Below are 18,865 nucleotides of genomic sequence, written 5' to 3'. Positions count from 1 at the left end.
GAGTCTCTTTTCAGCTGCCATAGCGGCGCTCATTTTCGCATCGATCGGAGACGCCGTTGCGCAACCTCCTCAATCCCCCAAGCAGCCAGTCGCACTTACGCGCAGAACTACAAGGACATGGTTCTGGCTACCTGCATCGCGAATGCCTACAAAGGCAACAAGCAAGCGGCTATCGACGCGGGAAGCAGTGTCAGCGCATTACGGGACTGGGCGTATTACGACCTTGAAAAAGCCCCGGACGAGATCAGCGGGTTGGTGGATGAGTTTCTGGCGCGGGACTATCACAACCCGTTGGCGGACTCTGAGAGGAAAGGCGTCAGGTTCGATTTGCTCAAGTGCCTGGACCTGTATCACAGCCCTGAACTGGATCGGCAGGTTGGGCGGATGGTCATCAATCCTGAGCGCACTTACAGGCAGGACCTTTCGTTGCCAGCCAGGCCTTGAACCTTAGATCCTCGTTCATAGGGCAGCGGTCAATCGCGCAGCCCCTTTATACCGAGCCGAGTGGCAAGACCTACCAGTAGTAATCCTTGTACTTCTCACAGTTGAAGAACAGCTCCAGACCAATGCACCAAGCGACGACGAAGCCCCAAATGAAGAAGCCGTCTATATGCGAATCAAGCGTGAAGGTCGCTGTGGCTCCGATGCTTATGAGGGCAAGGCCGGTCCATTTCCGAGGAGCTTTGTGAATGAGTTTTCGGTCGAGCAGGTAGTAGGCGGCGCAGGTGAGGAAGATTCCGAGGATGAAGAGCATCGGGTTCAGTCCTCTTCCTGAGCGAACTGGTCGCGAGCCGAGAACAGAGACCATCCGATCATGAAGGCAATGAAAAACAACAGGGACGTTTCACTGCTCTGACCTTTGAGCTTGAACATCGCAACGCCCCCAAAAATCAGCAGCCCCAAGCCCAACCATTTTCGCTATGCTCGGGGTTTGAGCGTGTAGATCAGCAGCCAGTTGATTGTCATGCCGAGGCCGAAAATCATAGGGATTGTCATCGCCCCTCCCCCTTAGCTCTAGTGATGAGGGACTGGATTCTGAAGGTGAGATTCGCATTGAGGAATGCAGACTCGGATGAAACAGACAGACCTTACTGAAGCTTCGGAGACGTCCTACGCAGCATCAGGATTCTGTGAAGCCGCCGTCTTGCTCCACGGCGGCAACAACCCAAAACATCACCCCTTCGTGCGCTGCCGATACTCCTGAACCATCTCCTTCGACACATCCTCCTTGAAGCACAACGGCGCGTACCCGCCTGCGCGGTTGTAGGCGCTGCGTTTGCCGCAGCGGCTGCCGTTGCGGGCTGAGTTGTAGGGGCATGGGCAGTTGCCGGAGTAGTTGGCGATGGAGTCTTCGATGAGGATCTGCGCGATAGCGGCATCGGTGAGGCGGGTTTCCTTTGCAGAAACGGTGAAGGCGCTGAGCAGTGCGAGGGCTGCAACGCCTGCGCCAACTCCGCGCTTCCGGGTTTGCTGGTGCCATCAGCGATGACGAAAATGCCAGTCGTCCCACTGTGGGATGCACCCGCTCGATCCCCGTTGGAATTCCGACTTGCGCCTTGAACCGAGCGTACGACATACATCATCAGAGGCTTGCCAGAGACTTGAACCGATCGAAGATCAGCTTGCCGCGACCTGGATTGGCCCTGACCGAGCCTGAGCTTTCAATGGCATAAGGTGCGGTGTCGAGCGCCAGTAGCTCGGCCATCCCCTTCGCGACATACGCGCGCAGTTCAGGCTCAGAACTGCTGACTTCAGCCAACAATGCCTCACGTCCGTCGACCAGAATCAGAATGTCCTCGAAGTCTTTGTGATACGCCGTTCCGTCGCCCCGCCCTTTGAATGCTTCGAGCTTGGTGGCAAGAAAATACGTTGATTTGAAGATTCTGATGCGATGACCGGAAGGCAACTCGACCGTATCGGCGTGAGTCAGGCCATCCACAAACCAACGATTGGCGTAACCGAGGACCTCAGGCAGTGAAGGCATGACATCCACAATGAGGTCGTTGAACCGAAACCTGCAGGTGACGTCGCTGTCCTCCTGAGTAATCTTGAAACCTTTGCTGGCCAGACGCTCGGTCAGTCGCTGCCAGTCGGCGATTGCGCCTAACTCAATGACCAGATCGACGTCGTCGGTATAGCGGATGTCATCCAGAACCACGTCGTCAGTACAGAGCAGCCACGTCGTTGTCCCGCCAATGAATGCCACCTGCGCGAGCAGTTCATCGCCCAGGCCATCTGCCACATGACTGAGCATGTCGAAGCTGTGATCGGCCGCTGCGCTCATAACCCCATCCCTGTTTTCAGTAATTTGATTGCCACCGCTGACTCCCTGGGGCCGCCCAGGCGAATGGCGTCCACCAGCGCGAGGTAGTGATACAGGAGGCGGTCCTGCTTCACCGCATAGGGGACGCTTTTGTACAACGGTTCTACGCCCTGCCCTTTCGCTTTGCCGTGTGGGTCCGGCCAGACGAGAATCTGATCTCCCGCGCTTTTGAGATGTTTTGCCAGCACCGGCGATGCGAACCCTGTTGGAATACCTCTTGTCAGCGCTCCGGGTTTTACCGGAAAAAAGTACTTGAGTGCATGCTCGGAAATACTGAGCAACGCTCTTCGATTCACACTTGGAAGCAAGGACTCGTAATCGGTCGTCAGCAGGCCCGCCTCGCGGCAACGAGTGAGCGAATTGGAGATTTCGCTTTTGCTGAGGCCCAGTGAGTCGGCGAGTGCTCGCAGGGAGTAGCAATAGGGGATTCGTTCAAGGGGCGATGGTGCGCAGGAGCCACTGGGATAGTCCTGTTCTGAAATGTCGATTTCCAGCCCGTCTGCCGACAGATCGAGCCCTTCTGACCCGCCTTGATGCAGAACGTGAAGGCCGACCAATTTGAATAGCAGCAGGATATCTTGACTCTTCATTACGGGCAGCAGCTCCAGTGTCCACATTCCATGAAACGTGGACAGATAACAATCCAAACCAGAGTGGATGTCAATGCCCTTGGGCGGATGGCGATTCGGACGCGCCGAGGACGGGGGCTCGAGGGTGTTTGTCTCACGCAGGGAGATCAGTAGGTATGAGTCAATTTGACACAACTGACGACGCAGTCGATAGCGAGTAGCCGTGGGATCGCGCGCGATGGGATGGCGTTAATATTCCCTGAACCCACCTAACATTTTCGCTAAACAATATTTAAAGGGGTTTCATTTGATCAACGGTCACTGACTTCTTACAGTGGCCTCACCTAATCGAACTTGCACACGCAAGAAGGTTGACTCAAATGTTTAAATCCATCGGAATTATCAGTGCTCTGGCTGTTTCTTCTTTAATGGCTTCACCCATTGTTCTGGCGGGAGAGTCTTCTGCATTCGTGGCGCGTAATGAAGCGATTCATACGAACTTCGAACGGCACGAGGAAGCCCTGGCTGCCAAAGCCAAGGCGCAGGACAACACCCAGCAGGCCTCGACCTATAACCCTCAAGTGGAGAATGCCAAACACGCCTGACCTGTACATGACTTCACGTTTCTCTCGTTTCTCCTTTGTGTTTCTGTTGGTTGTATCTGCCACGCCGTTGCTCCCGACGTGGCGCCCCAAGGCTCCAAACTTCAGCCGCTTTCCCTAGCGGCTTTTTTTTGAGCGCGAAAACGTGTTGGACCGTATGACAACAATAAGGCTGCATCCATATAACAACTGCCGAATGTCATTAAAAGTCTACTGAGGTAATCTGTGAAAGCCTCTTTCAAATTCAGCACGCTATTCGCTGCCATGACGGCGATGACGACCACTGCGGTGTATGCCGATGATGCGCGAGTGATAAGGACGGTTTTATCGAGGGGTCGAGTTTCAATCTCGGTTTGAAGAACTATTACTTCAATCACGATCGGCACGACGGCAAGCAGGACAGCAAAGAGTGGTGACAGGAGTTTGTGGGGGGGTCGAGTCCGGGTTTACGCAAGGGCCGGTGGGTTTCAGCGTGATTGTGGATCACCCGATTAACGTGTTCTGAAAACGGTTGAACGGTCTCATGTAGGAGCGCGCTTGCCCTCGACGCCGTTGTGACGGTCCCCATGCATTACCGAAAAAGCTATCGCGGGCAAGCGCGCCCCTACAGCACTCGGTGTCGGCTGATCGCTTTCCTACCCATCAGCAACAGCCCTCAGGCAAAATGCCTACCCTCCGTGTAGGACTCAGCCTTTAAAGGGGTAGGAATGCGCTTGTTCACCTTGAAATCCGCCATGATCTGTACGGCGCTGGCCTTTGCCCTGGGCACTGCCGGTGCGCATGCGGCGACTGAAACCAAACACCCTGCCAAGTCGAGCAAAACCACGCATTCGTCCAAAACCGCGAAAAAGGCGCCGGCCAAACCTACAGGTCAGAAGGTCTCGATGCTGGGCGGCAAGTTCGTGTTCTATCTGCCGAAGGACTACGTCCAGGGGCCGATGGAAGAGATCGACGACAAGGCCAAAGCCGCAGGCGTGACCGGTTCGCTGTACATGAACAAGCCCGCCAAACGCGTGGTGATCATCACCGAAACGCCGCTGCCGGACGGCAAGAGCGTCCCCTCCAACGACACCCAGACCCTGGACACCATCATTGCCGAGACCCTGGTGCAGCAGCAGTCCAGCTACAAGGACTTCACCAAGCTCGGCGAGAAGAAGATCGTCAGAAAAGGCCTCGGCCTTCGTCAGCTGGATATCTCCGGCAACGTCGAAGGCGGAAAAGTCCTCAGCACCACCATCGCCGCCGCCTCAGGTACCCGCACGGCAATGGTCAACGTGATCTCGCTGGCCAAAGACGCTAAGGCTCATGGGGTGGTGGTGAAGGGTGTGACAGGGAGCAAGTGAGCAATGCTGCTTTTTTGGCAGCGATTGCTGCCTTAAAGGCAGCAATCACCTCAGGTCAACGCCTTCACTCCGGCAATTTCACCTTCACGCCCCCCGGGTGCGCCTTGATTGCGCTGTAGGGCACCACTGACCATTCAGGCGCTTCGCAGGCGCGCATGACGCGGGCGAAATAGGGGCCGACGTAGAGGCCTTTTTCGGTGAAGTACCAGGACGGGAAATCCCAGACCGATTCGTCGGTGTAGTCGCAGTCGTCTTCGCTTTCGGGGACTTTCATCTCATCGGGGTGGGCAGCTTGCAGCTGGCTGACGAGCCAGGGGGCGAAGGTGTTGCTGCGGTAGTCCGAGTAGGTGTCGAAACTCGTACCGCCCTTTTCATCACGCACATAGTGGAATGGCTTGCCTTCGCCGACCCAGAGCACGTCTTCCAGGGTGAGTTCCCGGCCGGTGGTCACGTCCAGATTGAGTGGCGAGTCGCCGACATCCGGGTGTGCGCCACCGCAGTCGTAGGACGTGGAGATGTTCAGGCTGACGATGCCGGGGGTCATCAGTTGCGGGCTGACCGACTGCTCGAAATCGCCCCCCATGCGGCTGCCGCCGAGCATGCATTCGTGATAGCTGACGACCTCATGCCAGAGGCGCGAGCGCAGTTGCCGGTTGATGCGTGCGGCTTGCTCGGGGGCGTAGCCAGAGGTGATTTCGAAAAAGGTGATGCCTGATTCTGGCTCGACCCACCACTGCAGGCCGTGGCCCATGAAGGTCTCTTTCTTGTCGGCCTTGAGCGTGAGCTGGCTCAGGCGCAGATAGTCGTAAGCCGATTCGCGATAGATGCCCTGCCAGCCGGGCTCCGCCGAGGCATCGGGCGCAGCGACGGTTTCTTCGGTCAGCTGCACCTTGAAGGATTTGCCTTTGGAGCTGCTCCACTCCCCTGTCCAGGTGGTGTCTGAGGACTTGTGCAGATGCAGCGTCGGCAGATCAGGGTTTTCGTCGTAGCTCAAACCCTCTGTGAGTGTCAGATCCTGCCCGTTGAGCTTGCCGGACAGTGCCAAATCCTTGTGGTACTTCTCATAGAAGTAACGTCCGTTGATGTTGTCGGGCGTTGCCAGATCCAGTTCAACGACGATGGGGGATTTGCCGAGGGTGCCGGTGAGCACATGCACAGGCTCCGAAGCATGGAGCGTAAAAGGCGCGAGCAATGTCGCGAGGCAGGCAAGACGTGGGATAAAGCGTTGTTGAGGCATCAACCGATCCTTTGAAATGATGCGAAATTCGGCGGGTAATCTCGCCAATGGCGCAGCGTCTGACAAGGGATCGGTGAAATATTTTGTCAGATCGCATCCAGCTGATGATGGGAGATCGATGTCGATCCCAAGCGCCATTGCATCCCAGGGCTGGTGGCGGGTAAAGGCACAGATGGCAGGAAAACAATCCCAGGCAGATGGAGCGATAAGAACCGCATCGCGGCCTGAATGGTCTACGCTTGCCGCAGCCCCGCTTGGCGCGTCTGGACGAGCCGACAGTCGGCGACGATTTTTCGACAAATAGTGGCAATTAGCCCTTCCTTGAGCTCAACGACCGGCCCACACTCAGGGTCGTTCGTTGTGGCCGATGTTTCAGTCGGGACGCTGCGTCATTACCCGGGGAAGAGCTATGAACACTTCCACCCGCAAAGGTCTGTCGTTTGCCCGACGCATGCACATGCCGCGCAGTATCGGGCTGGGTATTGGCTTTTTCAGCGTGGCCGCTGCGCTGTCCCCCATGCAGCCGCCCACTTGGGTCTGGTTGCTGATGCTCTTGAACGGCTACGCCTGGCCGCACATCGCCTATCTTCTGGCCAGGCTTTCAAAACACCCTTATAAGGCCGAGCGCCGCAATCTGATTTACGACTCGCTGGCGGGAGGATTCTGGGCGGGCGCCATGGGTTTGAACCCCCTACCCGCCGTCACCGCCCTGTCGATGATGACCATGAACAACATCGCCGCAGGCGGGCCGCGGATGTTCCTGGTGGGCACCCTGGCGCAAGTGGCAGGCGCATCGGTGGCATACGGCATCTTCCGGCCCGAACTGTTTCCGGCCATCACCCAGGTGCAGGTCTATGCCTGTCTGCCAATGCTGATGATCTACCCCATGGCCATCGGCCTGGTCTGCTATCGCGTGGCCGTACAACTGTCCAAGAGCAAGAAAGTCCTGGAAAAACTCAGCGCCACCGACAGCCTGACCGGCCTGATGAACCACGGTGCCTGGAAGGACTTGTTGCGGGTAGAGTTCAGCAGCTGCCAGAGCCAGAAGCGGCAGAACAGTGTTGCGTTGATCGACATCGACCATTTCAAGACCATCAACGACACCTACGGTCACATCATCGGCGACAACGTACTCAAGCAACTGAGCGGCGCGCTGACTTCAAGCCTGCGGGAAACAGATCTGGCGGGGCGTTATGGCGGCGATGAATTTTGCGTGATCCTTCCCGACACCACCCTGGCCCAGGCCACCGACATCCTTGAACGCCTGCGCCGCACCGTTCACGAACATCACCACAGCAGCCTCCCCGGCCTGAATTTGAGCCTGAGCATCGGCATCGCCGCCTACGGCCCGCACCTCACCGACGCCGGCATGTGGCTGCACGAAGCCGACATGGCGCTGTACGACGCCAAGAGCACCGGGCGTAACCGAGTCACCTCGGCGCCGCCCGGGCTTGAAGCGTGTGCTTCGTTGAGTACGGAGTTTTGAGGGGTTAGCGGCCCATGCGCATCAAGGTCTCAAAAAGCGTGGGCAGGCCGGATTTCTGTAGGTGCTGGCGCATGACCTGGCGGAAACTGGATGAGAGGTCGACACTTGGGACGGGGTCAGAGGCTTTGGATGCTGGTTTGTCAGCGACGTCAGGGTCGCCTTTTTTTCCTGACAGGTTCCGGAAGTCATAAACCTCCGTTGAAACATGTTCGATATAGTTTTTGTTCAGATATTGGTGCGTCTGAAAACGCCCGCTAACAACGGCGGACTCAGGGGACGCCGAAAACCGGCTGATCATAAGATCAAGGAAATCAAAGTCGCAGTGAGACATTGAACTGTAGTCATCGTCCGTTTGAAAACTTAGAAACCCGTTGTCCAGGCGGGTTGTAGCGATATCCGGATTGTCGCGCGCGCGCTGTGCCGCACGGGCATCTACGTCTGTAAAAGTGTAGGAAAGCATATGCCCTTGCATGTCAAACATGCCCCCTCGGTTATGGGGAAGCCTGTGCACGCCGTTATCACTTCCCCGATATTCGGCAAGCTCACGCCCTAAATGATCCACGTAGTTCAGGTGAATATTTTCGGACTGAGCAAACTCATACATTTCTGCCAACAGTGCTCTGTCCTCCATGTTGAGATAAAGCTCCGGCTTCAACACCATGCCCGCTTTCTTGATGTCCAGAAACGGTGGTTCGAAATCGGGATAAGAATTGAATACTCGCTCCCTCAATTGTGTCTGGCCGCTGATGGCAACCGTGACAGACGCAGTAGGTTTAACTGGGGCTTCTGTTTTGTGAGCGGCTTGCAACAGTTGCGAGGTTGCGGGGGTTGCAAGGGGGGCTGCAGGACTAGGACCAATACGCATAGTGGTATCTCCTGAGAGAATCCTGCCGAACACGTCGGCAGGTTGAGGGGGGGTCAGTACCGGACGTGGAAAGTGACGGAGTCATTTCCTGCTGGATGGCCCATCAGAGGCCCGCCGGTTCTTGAATGTTTGACGACGATGAAACTTGCATAACCCAAAACGGGATGATTGAAATAGGGCGTATTTCCAGTGGACCCCGGTGTAATCGAAATACAATCTTGCGCAGCCCCCTGTCGATTCATACAGATTTCTGCCGTTTCCGATTCACTCCCAGGATAGGAGGCAATATTCCAGGAAACACCCACCAATGCGCCTGAGCGTCGCGCCGCTGCGGGATAGTCCGTGCCGCTAATCCTATGTACGGATATCGCTTTCCCACTCGTGCGAGACAGCGTTCCCGGGGTGGCTGTTTTGGTGACCGTAAATTCACCCGCCATGCTCGACATCGATACAAACACCCATGCCAGCGGCAGTAATTTCTTCTTCATCTTTAATACCTTTAGTTCTTGTTCTTGATTTATTCAGGCCGAACGAATCCCGTGAGTTCAACTCACTCGAAAACTCGTTAATCCTGTTTATTACGCTCGGAAACGACCTCGTGCCTAATCCATACCCACCTCCCTTAGAACGAAACCGGCGTCCATGCCAAAGACTTCAACCCCGCTGACCGTGGCTTTGCCAAGGGTCACCGAGTGTCGGGTTTCGGGGCTGTTCATCGCGGTGCGATGGACGACAAAGTGCTGACCGCCTTTCTCAACGACGGCATCGACAGGCAGCACGACGGCATTGGGATTGCGGTAAGTGAGGATCGACAGATGCGCGCTCATGCCCAGACGCAGGCGTTGCTGGATGGCACGTTCGAGCGGTGCAAGCGCGACGACGAGGTGGTAGGCCGCGTTGTCACCGTGCATATCCGAGGCAATCGCCTGAGCGCCCACCGCTGTGACAGTGCCTTGCAGAACATCCTCGAAGCCGTCGCCGCGGATCTCAACCGGCATGCCTACGCGTAGCTGATTGATGTCGGACTCATCGACCCTGGCCTGCACGTTCAGACGCTCGACACTGGCCAGCCCGAACAGTGGCTGCCCCTGGCTGAGTCGCACGCCTGATTCGATAGGCTTTTCGTTGCCTGCCGAAGCCCCCTCTGGCAAGCGCATGACGATACCGGGGAACGGCGCCCGGACTTCGCCCCGAGACGCCAAAGCCAGCAGCGCTTCATGCCGTGCGCGGGCGTTGGCCCGTTGCATGTCGGCGATCTGTCGGTACTCACCTGTCGCCCGCTTGCGCACTTGCGCAAGCTCGGCATGCGCAGCGTCGAGATCGAGGGTCTGGGTCTTGAGTTGCTGAGTCAGGCTGTCGAGCTCCATGCGCGGCACGATGCCCTGCTCCAGCAGGGTGCGGGTCTCGGCAAGTTTGCGCCGGGTATCGTCCAGGCTCAGTTGACTGGTGCTCACGGCACGCCGCGCGCGGGCCATTTCATCGCCATTGGCCCAGTCATCAAGTGCCTGCACGGCGCTTTCGGCTTTCAGTCGTTCAGCCAGCGCATCGCGAACCTGCAGATGCAGCAGATCAGGGCCGATCTTGAGCAATAGCTGGCCCTGCGTGACACGTTGATCCTCGGCAAAGTTCTTCTCTTCAATATGCCCTTCGAACGGCGCGGTCAGGATGATCGAGGTCCCGGGCACGATGCGCCCGACGAGTCCGATGCGGTGCTCAATCGGGCCGGGGAGCACGGCATGCCAGAGCGGTAAAGGCTCGGGGTTGTCCCGCCCGAGCGAGAGCCCCAACGCAACGCACGCAGCCAGGGTCAGCCCCGCTTTCAGCCACTTTGCACCGATAGGCCGAAGGTCAGTCATTGAGAGCGATCTCCCAGCTGTCCAGTGTCATCCCCAGGCGCTCGTCGAGCTGGGTCTGGGCATTGAGGTAGGCAATCTGCGCGTTGAGCACGGCACTTTCGGAACGGCGCAAGTCCTCCTCGAAGCTGAGCACCTGAAAATTGCTGGTACGCCCCACCTGTAGTTTCTGACGCTCCACCACGAGCTTCCTGCGCGACAGGTCAAGGCTACGCAGGGCGATTTCATATTGGCGCCATTGGGTTTGCAGGCTGCGGATGCTATCGCTGACTTCACGCTCCAGCGTCTGCTGCGCCTCGGCCTGCTGCAGGACGTGGGTGTCCACGGCGACCTGTGCGCTGACCAGCCGCTGACGTTGAGCCGGATCGCCGATGGGGATTTCCAGTTGCAAACCCGCGTAGCCGTTCCAGCGCCGCTCCACGCTTGTGCCTGTGTCAGAAGTCCGAGCCTGACGATCGTGCTCGGCCCCTGCGATCAACGAGAGGTCCCAGCGTTGCTGGTTTTTCGCGACCAGCAGATCGATGTCCGCGAGTTCTTCGGCGATGCGTTGCTGCAGATACCGGGGTTGTCGCTGCAGGGCGAGGTTCAGCGCGTGCTGGCGATCGATGTCGACCCGCTCGGCGATCAACGCATCACTGGCACGCAGTGGTGTCGAGAGGTCCAGCGCCAACAGCTGCAACAGCGCCCGTCGACTGGCCTCCAATTGATGGGCAGTCTGCTCGGCATTGAGCTCTTGATAGGCCAGGTCCGCCTCGTTCTGCAGGCGATCCACCTGAGCCATGCGACCGGCTGCAATCAGCGCATCGTTGACCTTCATCTGCTCACGAGATCGCGCCAGCGCATCAGTAACAATGCGCAACTGCTCCTGGGCCTTGAGCAGTTCGCGATAGCTGGAAACGATCTGGGTCACGCTTTGCGCCACCGACGCCTGTAGCCCCAGCCGATGACTGTCCTCGCTCAGGCGCGCGCGGCGCCTGGGTGCGGTGACGATGCTGTGCCCTGCGTTTTTGAGCAGCGGCTGCACCACCTCGACATTCAGTCCACGCTGGCGCTGACGGCCGGCCCCGTCGGCATGATGAAAACGCTGCGCCCATGACAGGCTGAAACGGGTGCCCCATTCGGTATTCAACGTAGCCTTGGGCGAGAGGGTCAGGCTTTGGTCCTGATCATCCGAGCTTCGGCGCATCTGCTGTCGGCCACTGAGCAGCAGGCGGGGCGAGAAAAACGCCTGCGCCATCTGAAGATCGATCTTCTGCGCCACGCGCTGCAGGTAGGAACGGCGAATGTCACGGTTACGCCGCAGCCCCAGCGCAACTGCATCGGCAAGGCTAAGATCGAGGTGCGAACCGGACTGCAGCCAGTCACTCGGTTCGCGGCTATTTACCGACGCCTTGATCGTCGGCCTGCTCCCCGGTGGCTCGGGGCCGGGGTCGGCACGGACCTGCTCGGCCGTCATGACACTGACCATCAGCATCAACGGCCGCGCCACTGCGGCCAGTCGCACGCAGTGACGCTGGGCTTGCGCAGACATTGCCGCGCTCTCCCGATTCATCGCGATGGATCTGACGTGGCCGAGATGCGTTTGAGCAGTTGCAGGGGTGACATCTTTTCGAGCAACACACCCACTTCATCATCGAATTGCAGCGGGCCATTCAAGGCTTCTTCCTGAGTCAGATACGCCTGCTGTATCGACCGATAGTCATCAGGAAAAATGCACTTCTCCAGGGGCATCAGCCGATCGTAATGTTCCAGCAATCCCCTGAAGACAATCCGTCGCTCGGACACACCTCTGGTCGTCGCAATCAGCTTGATGAAGAACTCCGAATCAGCCTGACGCATCGCCTCATAGGCCACATACCGCTCCACCAGTGTGTAGCCCGACGCCTCATCAAAGGCGATGCAACACAAGGCTTCGCGCGCGAGCCCCCGGAACGGATTGGCTGCCGGAACGCGGCGATTGCTCTTGGCCAAGGCAAACGCCACAGCCCGCTCGGCACGTTCAAGATGCTCGGGACACCTCAGGGTCTGGAGATCATCGAGGCCTGGCGCCTGACGCCCCAGTTGTTCGATTTCCACGTTCAAGGTCGCGAACAGGCCCCGAGGCCCGAGCCAGATTCTGTGCAGCTCGCGCAAATAGCTCATGCCGTACGCGGCCTGTTCATGAACCAGATCATGAAACGCAAGCATCACGGGGCTTTCGCCGTGATCGATGTCAGCCTTTGGCTCCGATGACGTGGTACCGTCGTGAGGCGGGTTTTCCGTGGTCATTGTGCAGTTCCTTCTTGTTGTGAGTGGTTGCTGAAAAAAGCGCGTGGCCGAATCAATCGTCCCGAAGTGCCATGGCCGGAGAGAGTCGCGCAGCGAGGGCTGCGGGGTAGCTGCCGAAAAACAGGCCGCTCGACAGTGAACTGCCGACACCCAGCAGCAGCGCGTCAAACGACAGGCTTAGCGGCCAGCCGCTCGACGCGCAGAAAACGCAGGCAATCAGGCAACCGGCCAGTGCGCCGAGCAGTGCGCCGAGAACCGACAGGAGCACGGCCTCGAGCAGGAACATCGTGCAGATATCGCGAGATCGCGCGCCGAGGGCCATGCGCACGCCGATCTCGCGGCGCCGCTCGCGCACGCTCATCAGCATGACGTTCATCACCCCGACGCCCGCCACCAGCAACGAGATGCCGCCCAACCCCGCGAGCAGCCAGGCGAAGGTCTCGGACTGACGTTTCAGGCTGTCGAGCAGCTGCCGGGGCACCTGCACCGTTACCTCGCGCCCCGCGAGGTGCTGGCTCAATTGCACTTCGAGGGAGGACGCGGCTTGTGAGAGCGCAACCTGCGGTAGCACTGTTGCGATCACATGGGTCATACGAATCAGGGAAGACAGCCGCGCCAGACTCGACGCAGGCATGAAAACGCCAGGGTCAACCGAAACCGGCAACAGCGGATTGTGCGGCGTCGGCGCCAGCACACCGATGACCTGAAACTGATAGTGCCCAATGCGCACACTGTCGCCTTCACGAACCGGGCGTCCTGCTTCAGCAAGCCCCGTCGCGACTTCGGCTCCCAGCACCACGAACAAACCATTGCGATCCGGAGCCGAGATGAAGCGTCCGGAGGCGAGCTTGAGCCCCATGACGTTCGCCAGCGCCGTCGTCGTGCCGATCACCGACGCGTCAAACTCAAGCCCCGCCCTGCTCACGCGCGTGGCGTACTGACTGAGCGGGGCTATGTGTGCCAGATCCGGCAGTGACAATTGCAGGGGGCGAGTGTCAAGGGTTTTCGGCAGCGGTACACTGCGCCCTGCCCGCCCAGGGAAGCTGGCGACCAACGTGTCGGTGCCCAGCCCCCTGAAAGCGCTCATGGCGTCTTCAGTGGCGCTGCGGCCAATGTTGAGCAAGGCCACGATCGACGCACTGCCAACCAGAATGCCCAGCAGCGCGAGCCAGGAGCGCTGCCCCATGGCACGCAGGTTGCCCAGGGACTCGACGAGGCCCGAAGCCAACGTCCGGCCCATCGCCCAATCAAGCCGCCACATGCCCGACACGCTCACGCAGCTGGCCACCCACCACCTCAACCTGTCGCGCAAAACGCGCAGCCAGTTGGGCATCGTGGGTGACCATCACCAACGTCACTCCCTGCTCACTATTGAGCCGCAGCAACAGCTCGATAACCTCGTTGGCGCTGTGCCGATCCAGATTGCCAGTGGGTTCGTCAGCGAGAATCAACGAGGGCTGCCCCACCAACGCTCGCGCGATAGCTACTCGCTGGCGCTGACCGCCCGACAGATCTCCCGGTCGATGATGAGCCCGATCTGCAAGCCCCACTGCGCGCAGTTGCTGGAGCGCACAGGCGCGGGCTGAAAGACGAGACTGTTTACGATACGTCAGCGGCAGGGCGACGTTGTCCAGCGCATCGAGCCGAGGCAACAGGTTGAATGCCTGAAAGACAAAACCCAGCCGTCGATTACGCCAGTGCGCCAGGTTGTCGGCCGGGGCTGCCATGACGTCGTTACCCGCAAAATGCACCCGACCGCTCGCAGGCCGCTCCAGCAGGCCCAGGATATTCAACAAGGTACTTTTCCCTGAGCCGGAGGCGCCGACGATGGCGCAGGTGTCACCGCACGACAGGGTGAAATCGATGTTATCCAGTACCCGGACGGTCGAGGCGCCCTGCCCGTACCACTGGCTGACGCCGCGCAGTTCGAACAACATCGTCGGGGATTTATTTGATGCTTCGTCCATACAACTCCTTTGCTAACACACTCGTCAAACTTGTTTTTGTTATCAACGACGGTTCTCAACACAAACAAACACCGAATCCAGGCAAAACTTCGAAAAGACATCGCCTTGAAGAAACACTGATTGAAAGCTGTCATCATTATGCACTTATGAATCAGCGTTTCAATCCGTCAAATGTAGGGGGTGATCGCGTGTTTCCTTTTGCGCGGCGCCATGACATGCAACGCCAATAGTTGTGCGCGGTTCTTCACCTGGTTCTTTTTCAATAATGCCGATACATGGTCCCGGGCGGTGTAATCGCTAATACCCAGATGCTGCGCAATGTCTTTGTTGGTGTAGCCCAGCAGCACCAGCCTGAGCACCTCATGCTCCCGGGGCGTGGTGCGGACGGGGCGTTTGCGCTTGTGTTTCGGTTCCTGCATCGTCTTGCCCTGATCTCTCTGGATAACCTTCCATGGTGTTAAACAGCCCATCGGCGGCGACAGGTTTTTATTGAGTACACTTTTCAAATTTCTACACTTTCGCCGGACATTCCTGACAAATGTCAGGGCGAGAACCGCATACGGTAATTATTCCTACAAACCACAGAGAAAGTTCCTTAATTCCGTCTGACAGAACTATCAACCAGGCACACTCCGGCCGGTATACGGATAAATGAATTCGCACATATTAGAGGCATTGCCTTTAAACGGGCCGCGACAATAAACGCAGAAACTTGCAATTACAATCGCCCGTTACAAATGAGCGATCAGCGCAGGCCAGATGCACTGAAACGATGGGAATCCCGGCGACGCGACCTGCGCCAGCAAGCGGCAAATCGCGTCAGGTCCAGGCGGGCGGTCAGGACGCCGGCTGGCTGAACATCTTCATCGCCCGCTCGCGAATCTCGTCCGGGGTGAGGTCTTCCTTGTGGGTGCCAATGAACCAGAGGTGGCCGAACGGATCGCGCACGCTGCCGCTGCGGTCGCCGTAGAACATGTCCTGCACTTCAGTGACGACCGTGGCGCCGGCGTCTACCGCGCGTTTGACCTGCTCGTCCACATCGGGCACGTACAGGTGCATGGCGAATGAGGTCTTGCCGCCAGGTGTCGGACTGTCGAACCCGCCCTGGTCGCAAGGCTCGGAGAGCATCATGCGCGAATCGCCGATCTGCAGTTCGGCATGGCCGACGCGCCCGCCCGGTGCATCCAGGCGGAACAGTTCCTTGGCCCCAAAGGCTTTTTTGTAGAACTCGATGGCTTCGGCGGCGGGCGAAACGCCCATGTAGACGGTCAGGCTGTGCTGGCCATCGGGGATCGGTTTGACGCTCATGACGGTGCTCCTTGACTGTTCTGCGAGTCATTCGGATAGCGGTCAGGCAAGCGTAGTCCCGCCCGGGGCGTCACTCAATGACGCCCCGTCAGTCAGTCAATGGCTGCAAGGCGCGGTCAGCACGTCGTCGACCTGCATGCCCTTGCGCAGGCCGAAGAACATCGCGGTCAGCAGGCCCACCGCGCCCATGATCACGCAGTAGCCGACGCACACCCACGGGCTCCACGGCATCAGGGCGATCAGCGCCAGCGGCGTAGTGCTGGCCCACAGCGCGTAACTGATGTTGTAGGTCAGGGAGATGCCAGACACGCGAATGCTTGCCGGGAATAGTCCGACCATGACCGACGGCACCACGCCGACGATGCCACAGGCCAGCCCCGCCACCGCGTACGCCAGGCCGATCGGCAGCCACTGGATCACCAGACTGGCGTACAGCAGGCCCACGCCCACTGGCAGCAGCAGGCTGTACAGCACGACGCCACGCCAGGCGCCGATGCGGTCCACCAGCATGCCTGCCAGCACGCAGCCGATGTTGAGGAAGACAATGCCCACGCTGCTCAGGGCAAACGTGTCGCTGGGGCTCATGCCGAAACGCTGCTGCATCACCGTTGGCGTGATGACGACCAGGGTCACCACGGCCGAGGTCAGCACGCAGGTCAGCAGCGCCGCCGGTAACAGCGACTGGCGATGTTCACGCACGACAGCGCGCAGCGGCAGCTCGGTCATGCCTTCGCGTTGCGCATGCAGCGCCATGAACACCGGAGTTTCGCTCAGCCAGCGGCGCAGCCACACGCCAATGACACCAAATACGCCGCCCAGCAGAAACGGGATGCGCCAGGCGTAGTCGAGGATTTCCGCATGGCTGAACACCTTGGCCAGCCAGGTCGCGGTCAGGGCCCCGATCAGATAGCCGAACGTCAGCCCGGCCTGCAACACACCCAGCGCGTAGCCGCGATGGCCTTTGGGTGCGTGCTCGGCCACGAACACCCAGGCGCTTGGCACTTCGCCCCCCACGGCTGCGCCCTGCAGAACGCGCAGGCCCAGCAGCACCAGCGGTGCCCAGTAGCCGATGTCGGCGTAGGTCGGCATTACGCCGATCAGCAGGCACGGCAGGGCCATCATCATGATGCTCAGACTGAACACCCGTTTGCGGCCCAGCTTGTCGGCGAAGTGGGCCATGAGAATGCCGCCCAGCGGGCGCGCCAGATAACCGGTGACGAAGATGCCGAAGCTTTGCAGCAGGCGCAGCCACTCGGGCATCTCCGGCGGAAAGAACAGCTGGCTCAAGGTCAGCGCGAAGAACACGAAAATGATGAAATCGTAGATTTCCAGCGCCCCGCCCAGCGCCGCCAGGCCCAGGGTCTTGTAGTCGCCCCGGCTGATCGGTTGTGGACGTGGTCGGAGAATGGCTGTCATGGATGACCCCATTTGGCAGAGTGAAACGGCAGTTAGGTGCGTCAAAGGCGCGCAGGATAACAAAGCTTGGGCCCTGCGGGCGGCTCGCAGACCACCGGCGTTACGTCACATCACAGGGCATATGCGCCGGGAGTCGTGCCGAACTGCGCACTGAAGGCGCCGATGAAGGTACTGACGCTGTCGTAGCCCAGGCGCTGGGCAACACGATTGACGTTATCGCCTTGGGCCAGCAGTTCCAGCGCGCGCTTCATGCGCGCGACGATCCGCCATTGCACCAGTGACATGCCGGTCTCCGCACGAAAATGCCGGGTCAGGCCACGCCGGGACATGCCCACTCGCCGCGCCCAGTCATCCAGGCTGGTCTTGTTGGCCGGGTCGGCAACGATGGTCAGGGTCATGCCCACCAGATGCGGGCTGCTGGGCATCGGCAGAAACAGCGGGTTGGCGGGGGAAATCTTCAGCTCGTCGAACAGGACATCAAGCTGGCGGTTCTGGGGTAATGAAAGCTCGCCGGGATGATCCTCCCAGCCACCGATGCGTTCGAGCAACGCGCTGGACAGCGGGGTCATGTCGAACACCATCGGCGTGGTCGGGAACAGCGGACACAGGTCGGGGCGCAGGTAGATCATCCAGCCCCTGGCCGCGTCATGCACGCGGGTGGCGTGGGCGACGCCTGGGGGAATCCAGCCGATATGGCGCAGCGGCACCACCCAGCTGCCGGTGTCGAGCTCAGCGGTGATCACGCCCTGCTCAACTGCCCACAACTGACCTTCACGATAGCGGTGCAACGTGTCGTCGCTGCTCGCCTGCAAGGGCGGGGTGATCAGCAGCGGTCGTCCATCCTGGATACGGCGTTGCAACGGGTACTGTGCTGGCATGGCCCGATTTCCCTGTTGAGAGGCTTGCCGACGTTAGCAAGCCAGGGAACACCACGCCAGTGCGACGTGAGGGGATTGAGCAGATGATCAGTGCAGCGCCTGCGCAGGCATCACGCGCTCCATGTACAGGCTGCGCAGGGTGATGCCGCTGGGGTGCTGGTAGGCTTCATCGCGCACGGCGACAAAGCCCATCGCCCGGTAAAAGTCGGCGGCGTTGACGGACGCATAGAGGTACAGCCGGGTGAAATGCTCCTCGGCGGCAATCGCTTCAAGGCCTTCCATCAGGCGCTTGCCGACGCCCCGCCCGCTTTGCGCAGGTTCGACGAACACGGCGATGACCTCGCCGCTCTGCCGATCAAGAATGCCGTAACCCAGCAGTTGGCCGTCCTCTTCAGCGACCAGTGCGCAGCGGGTGGCCATCAGGCGCAGGTAGGACTCCGGCGGCGGCGCCTCGCTCCATATCTCGATCTGCTCGGGGGAGTAATGGCTGGCGCACAACTGCCGCACCGCCCGCGTGCGCAGCGACCACAGCAGCGCAATGTCGGGAATTGAGGCAGGCTTGAGTTCGATCATGTCGCGGTTCCGATAGAAGAAAACGCACGGACGGTCCTGTTCGTGCACAGCCATGCAACGGTAGAGCGACAGGATGCGCTTTTGTCGGCACAGGTGAAAGGTGCAGACGTTGCGCGCGCCAGCCTGTGGGAGTGAGCGTGCTCACGAAAGGGCCCGGGCATGCACCAGGCATCTGGC

At 59.4% G+C, this 18,865-nt stretch carries 20 protein-coding genes and 2 pseudogenes; 5 read left to right on the top strand and 17 right to left on the bottom strand.

The window, feature by feature from the left end; genetic code table 11:
• The first annotated feature begins 19 nt into the window (after nucleotides 1-19).
• Nucleotides 20-444 (top strand): annotated as a pseudogene (locus tag AC07V9_RS10940) (type VI secretion system amidase immunity protein Tai4).
• A gap of 70 nt (nucleotides 445-514) precedes the next feature.
• On the opposite strand, the gene AC07V9_RS10935 reads toward AC07V9_RS10940, so the two are convergent.
• From AC07V9_RS10935 to AC07V9_RS10920, 4 genes are all read right to left on the bottom strand, one after another.
• Nucleotides 515-754, bottom strand: coding sequence for a hypothetical protein (locus AC07V9_RS10935; RefSeq protein WP_495015726.1), 240 nt, complete (start codon nucleotides 752-754; stop codon nucleotides 515-517).
• Nucleotides 755-1,173: 419 nt separating this feature from the next.
• Nucleotides 1,174-1,425, bottom strand: coding sequence for a hypothetical protein (locus AC07V9_RS10930; RefSeq protein ID WP_495015795.1), 252 nt, complete (start codon nucleotides 1,423-1,425; stop codon nucleotides 1,174-1,176).
• A gap of 157 nt (nucleotides 1,426-1,582) precedes the next feature.
• Nucleotides 1,583-2,284 carry a hypothetical protein gene (locus AC07V9_RS10925; RefSeq protein WP_495015725.1) on the bottom strand — a complete coding sequence of 234 codons (702 nt, stop codon included), beginning with the start codon at nucleotides 2,282-2,284 and terminating at the stop codon, nucleotides 1,583-1,585.
• Nucleotides 2,281-2,940 carry a MarR family transcriptional regulator gene (locus AC07V9_RS10920; protein WP_495015724.1) on the bottom strand — a complete coding sequence of 220 codons (660 nt, stop codon included), beginning with the start codon at nucleotides 2,938-2,940 and terminating at the stop codon, nucleotides 2,281-2,283. The genes AC07V9_RS10925 and AC07V9_RS10920 overlap by 4 nt, the downstream gene beginning before the upstream one ends.
• Before the next feature lie 332 nt (nucleotides 2,941-3,272).
• Between AC07V9_RS10920 and AC07V9_RS10915 the strand changes: the two genes are divergently transcribed.
• From AC07V9_RS10915 to AC07V9_RS10905, 3 genes are all read left to right on the top strand, one after another.
• Nucleotides 3,273-3,497, top strand: a complete 225-nt coding sequence (locus AC07V9_RS10915) for a hypothetical protein (protein ID WP_495015723.1) — start codon at nucleotides 3,273-3,275, stop codon at nucleotides 3,495-3,497.
• Between the two features lie 323 nt (nucleotides 3,498-3,820).
• Complete coding sequence (locus AC07V9_RS10910) at nucleotides 3,821-3,910, top strand: hypothetical protein (protein ID WP_495015794.1); 90 nt, start codon at nucleotides 3,821-3,823, stop codon at nucleotides 3,908-3,910.
• 291 nt (nucleotides 3,911-4,201) lie between these two features.
• Nucleotides 4,202-4,837 carry a DcrB/PsbP domain-containing protein gene (locus tag AC07V9_RS10905; protein WP_495015722.1) on the top strand — a complete coding sequence of 212 codons (636 nt, stop codon included), beginning with the start codon at nucleotides 4,202-4,204 and terminating at the stop codon, nucleotides 4,835-4,837.
• A gap of 64 nt (nucleotides 4,838-4,901) precedes the next feature.
• On the opposite strand, the gene AC07V9_RS10900 is transcribed toward AC07V9_RS10905, so the two are convergent.
• On the bottom strand, nucleotides 4,902-6,074 hold the full coding sequence (locus AC07V9_RS10900; RefSeq protein WP_495015721.1) for a hypothetical protein: 1,173 nt from the start codon (nucleotides 6,072-6,074) through the stop codon (nucleotides 4,902-4,904).
• Between the two features lie 409 nt (nucleotides 6,075-6,483).
• Here AC07V9_RS10900 and AC07V9_RS10895 point away from each other — a divergent pair, with 409 nt between their 5' ends.
• A complete protein-coding gene (locus tag AC07V9_RS10895) occupies nucleotides 6,484-7,560 on the top strand; it encodes a diguanylate cyclase (RefSeq protein ID WP_495015720.1) in 1,077 nt (358 codons plus the stop codon).
• A gap of 4 nt (nucleotides 7,561-7,564) precedes the next feature.
• Here AC07V9_RS10895 and AC07V9_RS10890 read toward each other — a convergent pair whose 3' ends face one another.
• The 12 genes and pseudogenes from AC07V9_RS10890 to AC07V9_RS10835 all read right to left on the bottom strand — a co-directional run bounded on the left by AC07V9_RS10890 (nucleotide 7,565) and on the right by AC07V9_RS10835 (nucleotide 18,688).
• A complete protein-coding gene (locus AC07V9_RS10890) occupies nucleotides 7,565-8,425 on the bottom strand; it encodes a hypothetical protein (RefSeq protein WP_495015719.1) in 861 nt (286 codons plus the stop codon).
• Nucleotides 8,426-8,478: 53 nt separating this feature from the next.
• On the bottom strand, nucleotides 8,479-8,913 hold the full coding sequence (locus AC07V9_RS10885; RefSeq protein ID WP_495015718.1) for a hypothetical protein: 435 nt from the start codon (nucleotides 8,911-8,913) through the stop codon (nucleotides 8,479-8,481).
• Nucleotides 8,914-9,027: 114 nt separating this feature from the next.
• Complete coding sequence (locus AC07V9_RS10880) at nucleotides 9,028-10,281, bottom strand: efflux RND transporter periplasmic adaptor subunit (RefSeq protein ID WP_495015717.1); 1,254 nt, start codon at nucleotides 10,279-10,281, stop codon at nucleotides 9,028-9,030.
• Nucleotides 10,274-11,809 carry a TolC family protein gene (locus AC07V9_RS10875; protein WP_495015716.1) on the bottom strand — a complete coding sequence of 512 codons (1,536 nt, stop codon included), beginning with the start codon at nucleotides 11,807-11,809 and terminating at the stop codon, nucleotides 10,274-10,276. The genes AC07V9_RS10880 and AC07V9_RS10875 overlap by 8 nt, the downstream gene beginning before the upstream one ends.
• A 17-nt stretch (nucleotides 11,810-11,826) precedes the next feature.
• Complete coding sequence (locus AC07V9_RS10870) at nucleotides 11,827-12,546, bottom strand: hypothetical protein (protein WP_495015715.1); 720 nt, start codon at nucleotides 12,544-12,546, stop codon at nucleotides 11,827-11,829.
• Between the two features lie 52 nt (nucleotides 12,547-12,598).
• On the bottom strand, nucleotides 12,599-13,807 hold the full coding sequence (locus AC07V9_RS10865) for an ABC transporter permease (protein ID WP_495015714.1): 1,209 nt from the start codon (nucleotides 13,805-13,807) through the stop codon (nucleotides 12,599-12,601).
• Nucleotides 13,794-14,513, bottom strand: a complete 720-nt coding sequence (locus tag AC07V9_RS10860) for an ABC transporter ATP-binding protein (protein WP_495015713.1) — start codon at nucleotides 14,511-14,513, stop codon at nucleotides 13,794-13,796. The genes AC07V9_RS10865 and AC07V9_RS10860 overlap by 14 nt, the downstream gene beginning before the upstream one ends.
• 151 nt (nucleotides 14,514-14,664) lie before the next feature.
• Nucleotides 14,665-14,932 (bottom strand): annotated as a pseudogene (locus tag AC07V9_RS10855) (helix-turn-helix domain-containing protein).
• A 418-nt stretch (nucleotides 14,933-15,350) separates the two neighbouring features.
• A complete protein-coding gene (locus AC07V9_RS10850; protein WP_495015712.1) occupies nucleotides 15,351-15,821 on the bottom strand; it encodes a VOC family protein in 471 nt (156 codons plus the stop codon).
• 96 nt (nucleotides 15,822-15,917) lie between these two features.
• On the bottom strand, nucleotides 15,918-17,237 hold the full coding sequence (locus AC07V9_RS10845; protein WP_495015711.1) for an MFS transporter: 1,320 nt from the start codon (nucleotides 17,235-17,237) through the stop codon (nucleotides 15,918-15,920).
• 110 nt (nucleotides 17,238-17,347) lie between these two features.
• Nucleotides 17,348-18,115, bottom strand: coding sequence for a helix-turn-helix transcriptional regulator (locus tag AC07V9_RS10840; protein WP_495015710.1), 768 nt, complete (start codon nucleotides 18,113-18,115; stop codon nucleotides 17,348-17,350).
• Nucleotides 18,116-18,202: 87 nt separating this feature from the next.
• Entirely contained in the window at nucleotides 18,203-18,688 is a 486-nt protein-coding gene (locus AC07V9_RS10835) for a GNAT family N-acetyltransferase (RefSeq protein WP_495015709.1), read from the bottom strand.
• Between the last annotated feature and the right edge of the window lie 177 nt (nucleotides 18,689-18,865).

The organism is Pseudomonas sp. GW821-FHT02A11 (genome assembly GCF_059421985.1).
The sequence above is the reverse complement of the archived record's forward strand: the minus strand, read 5'-3'. Positions and strand labels throughout refer to the sequence as shown.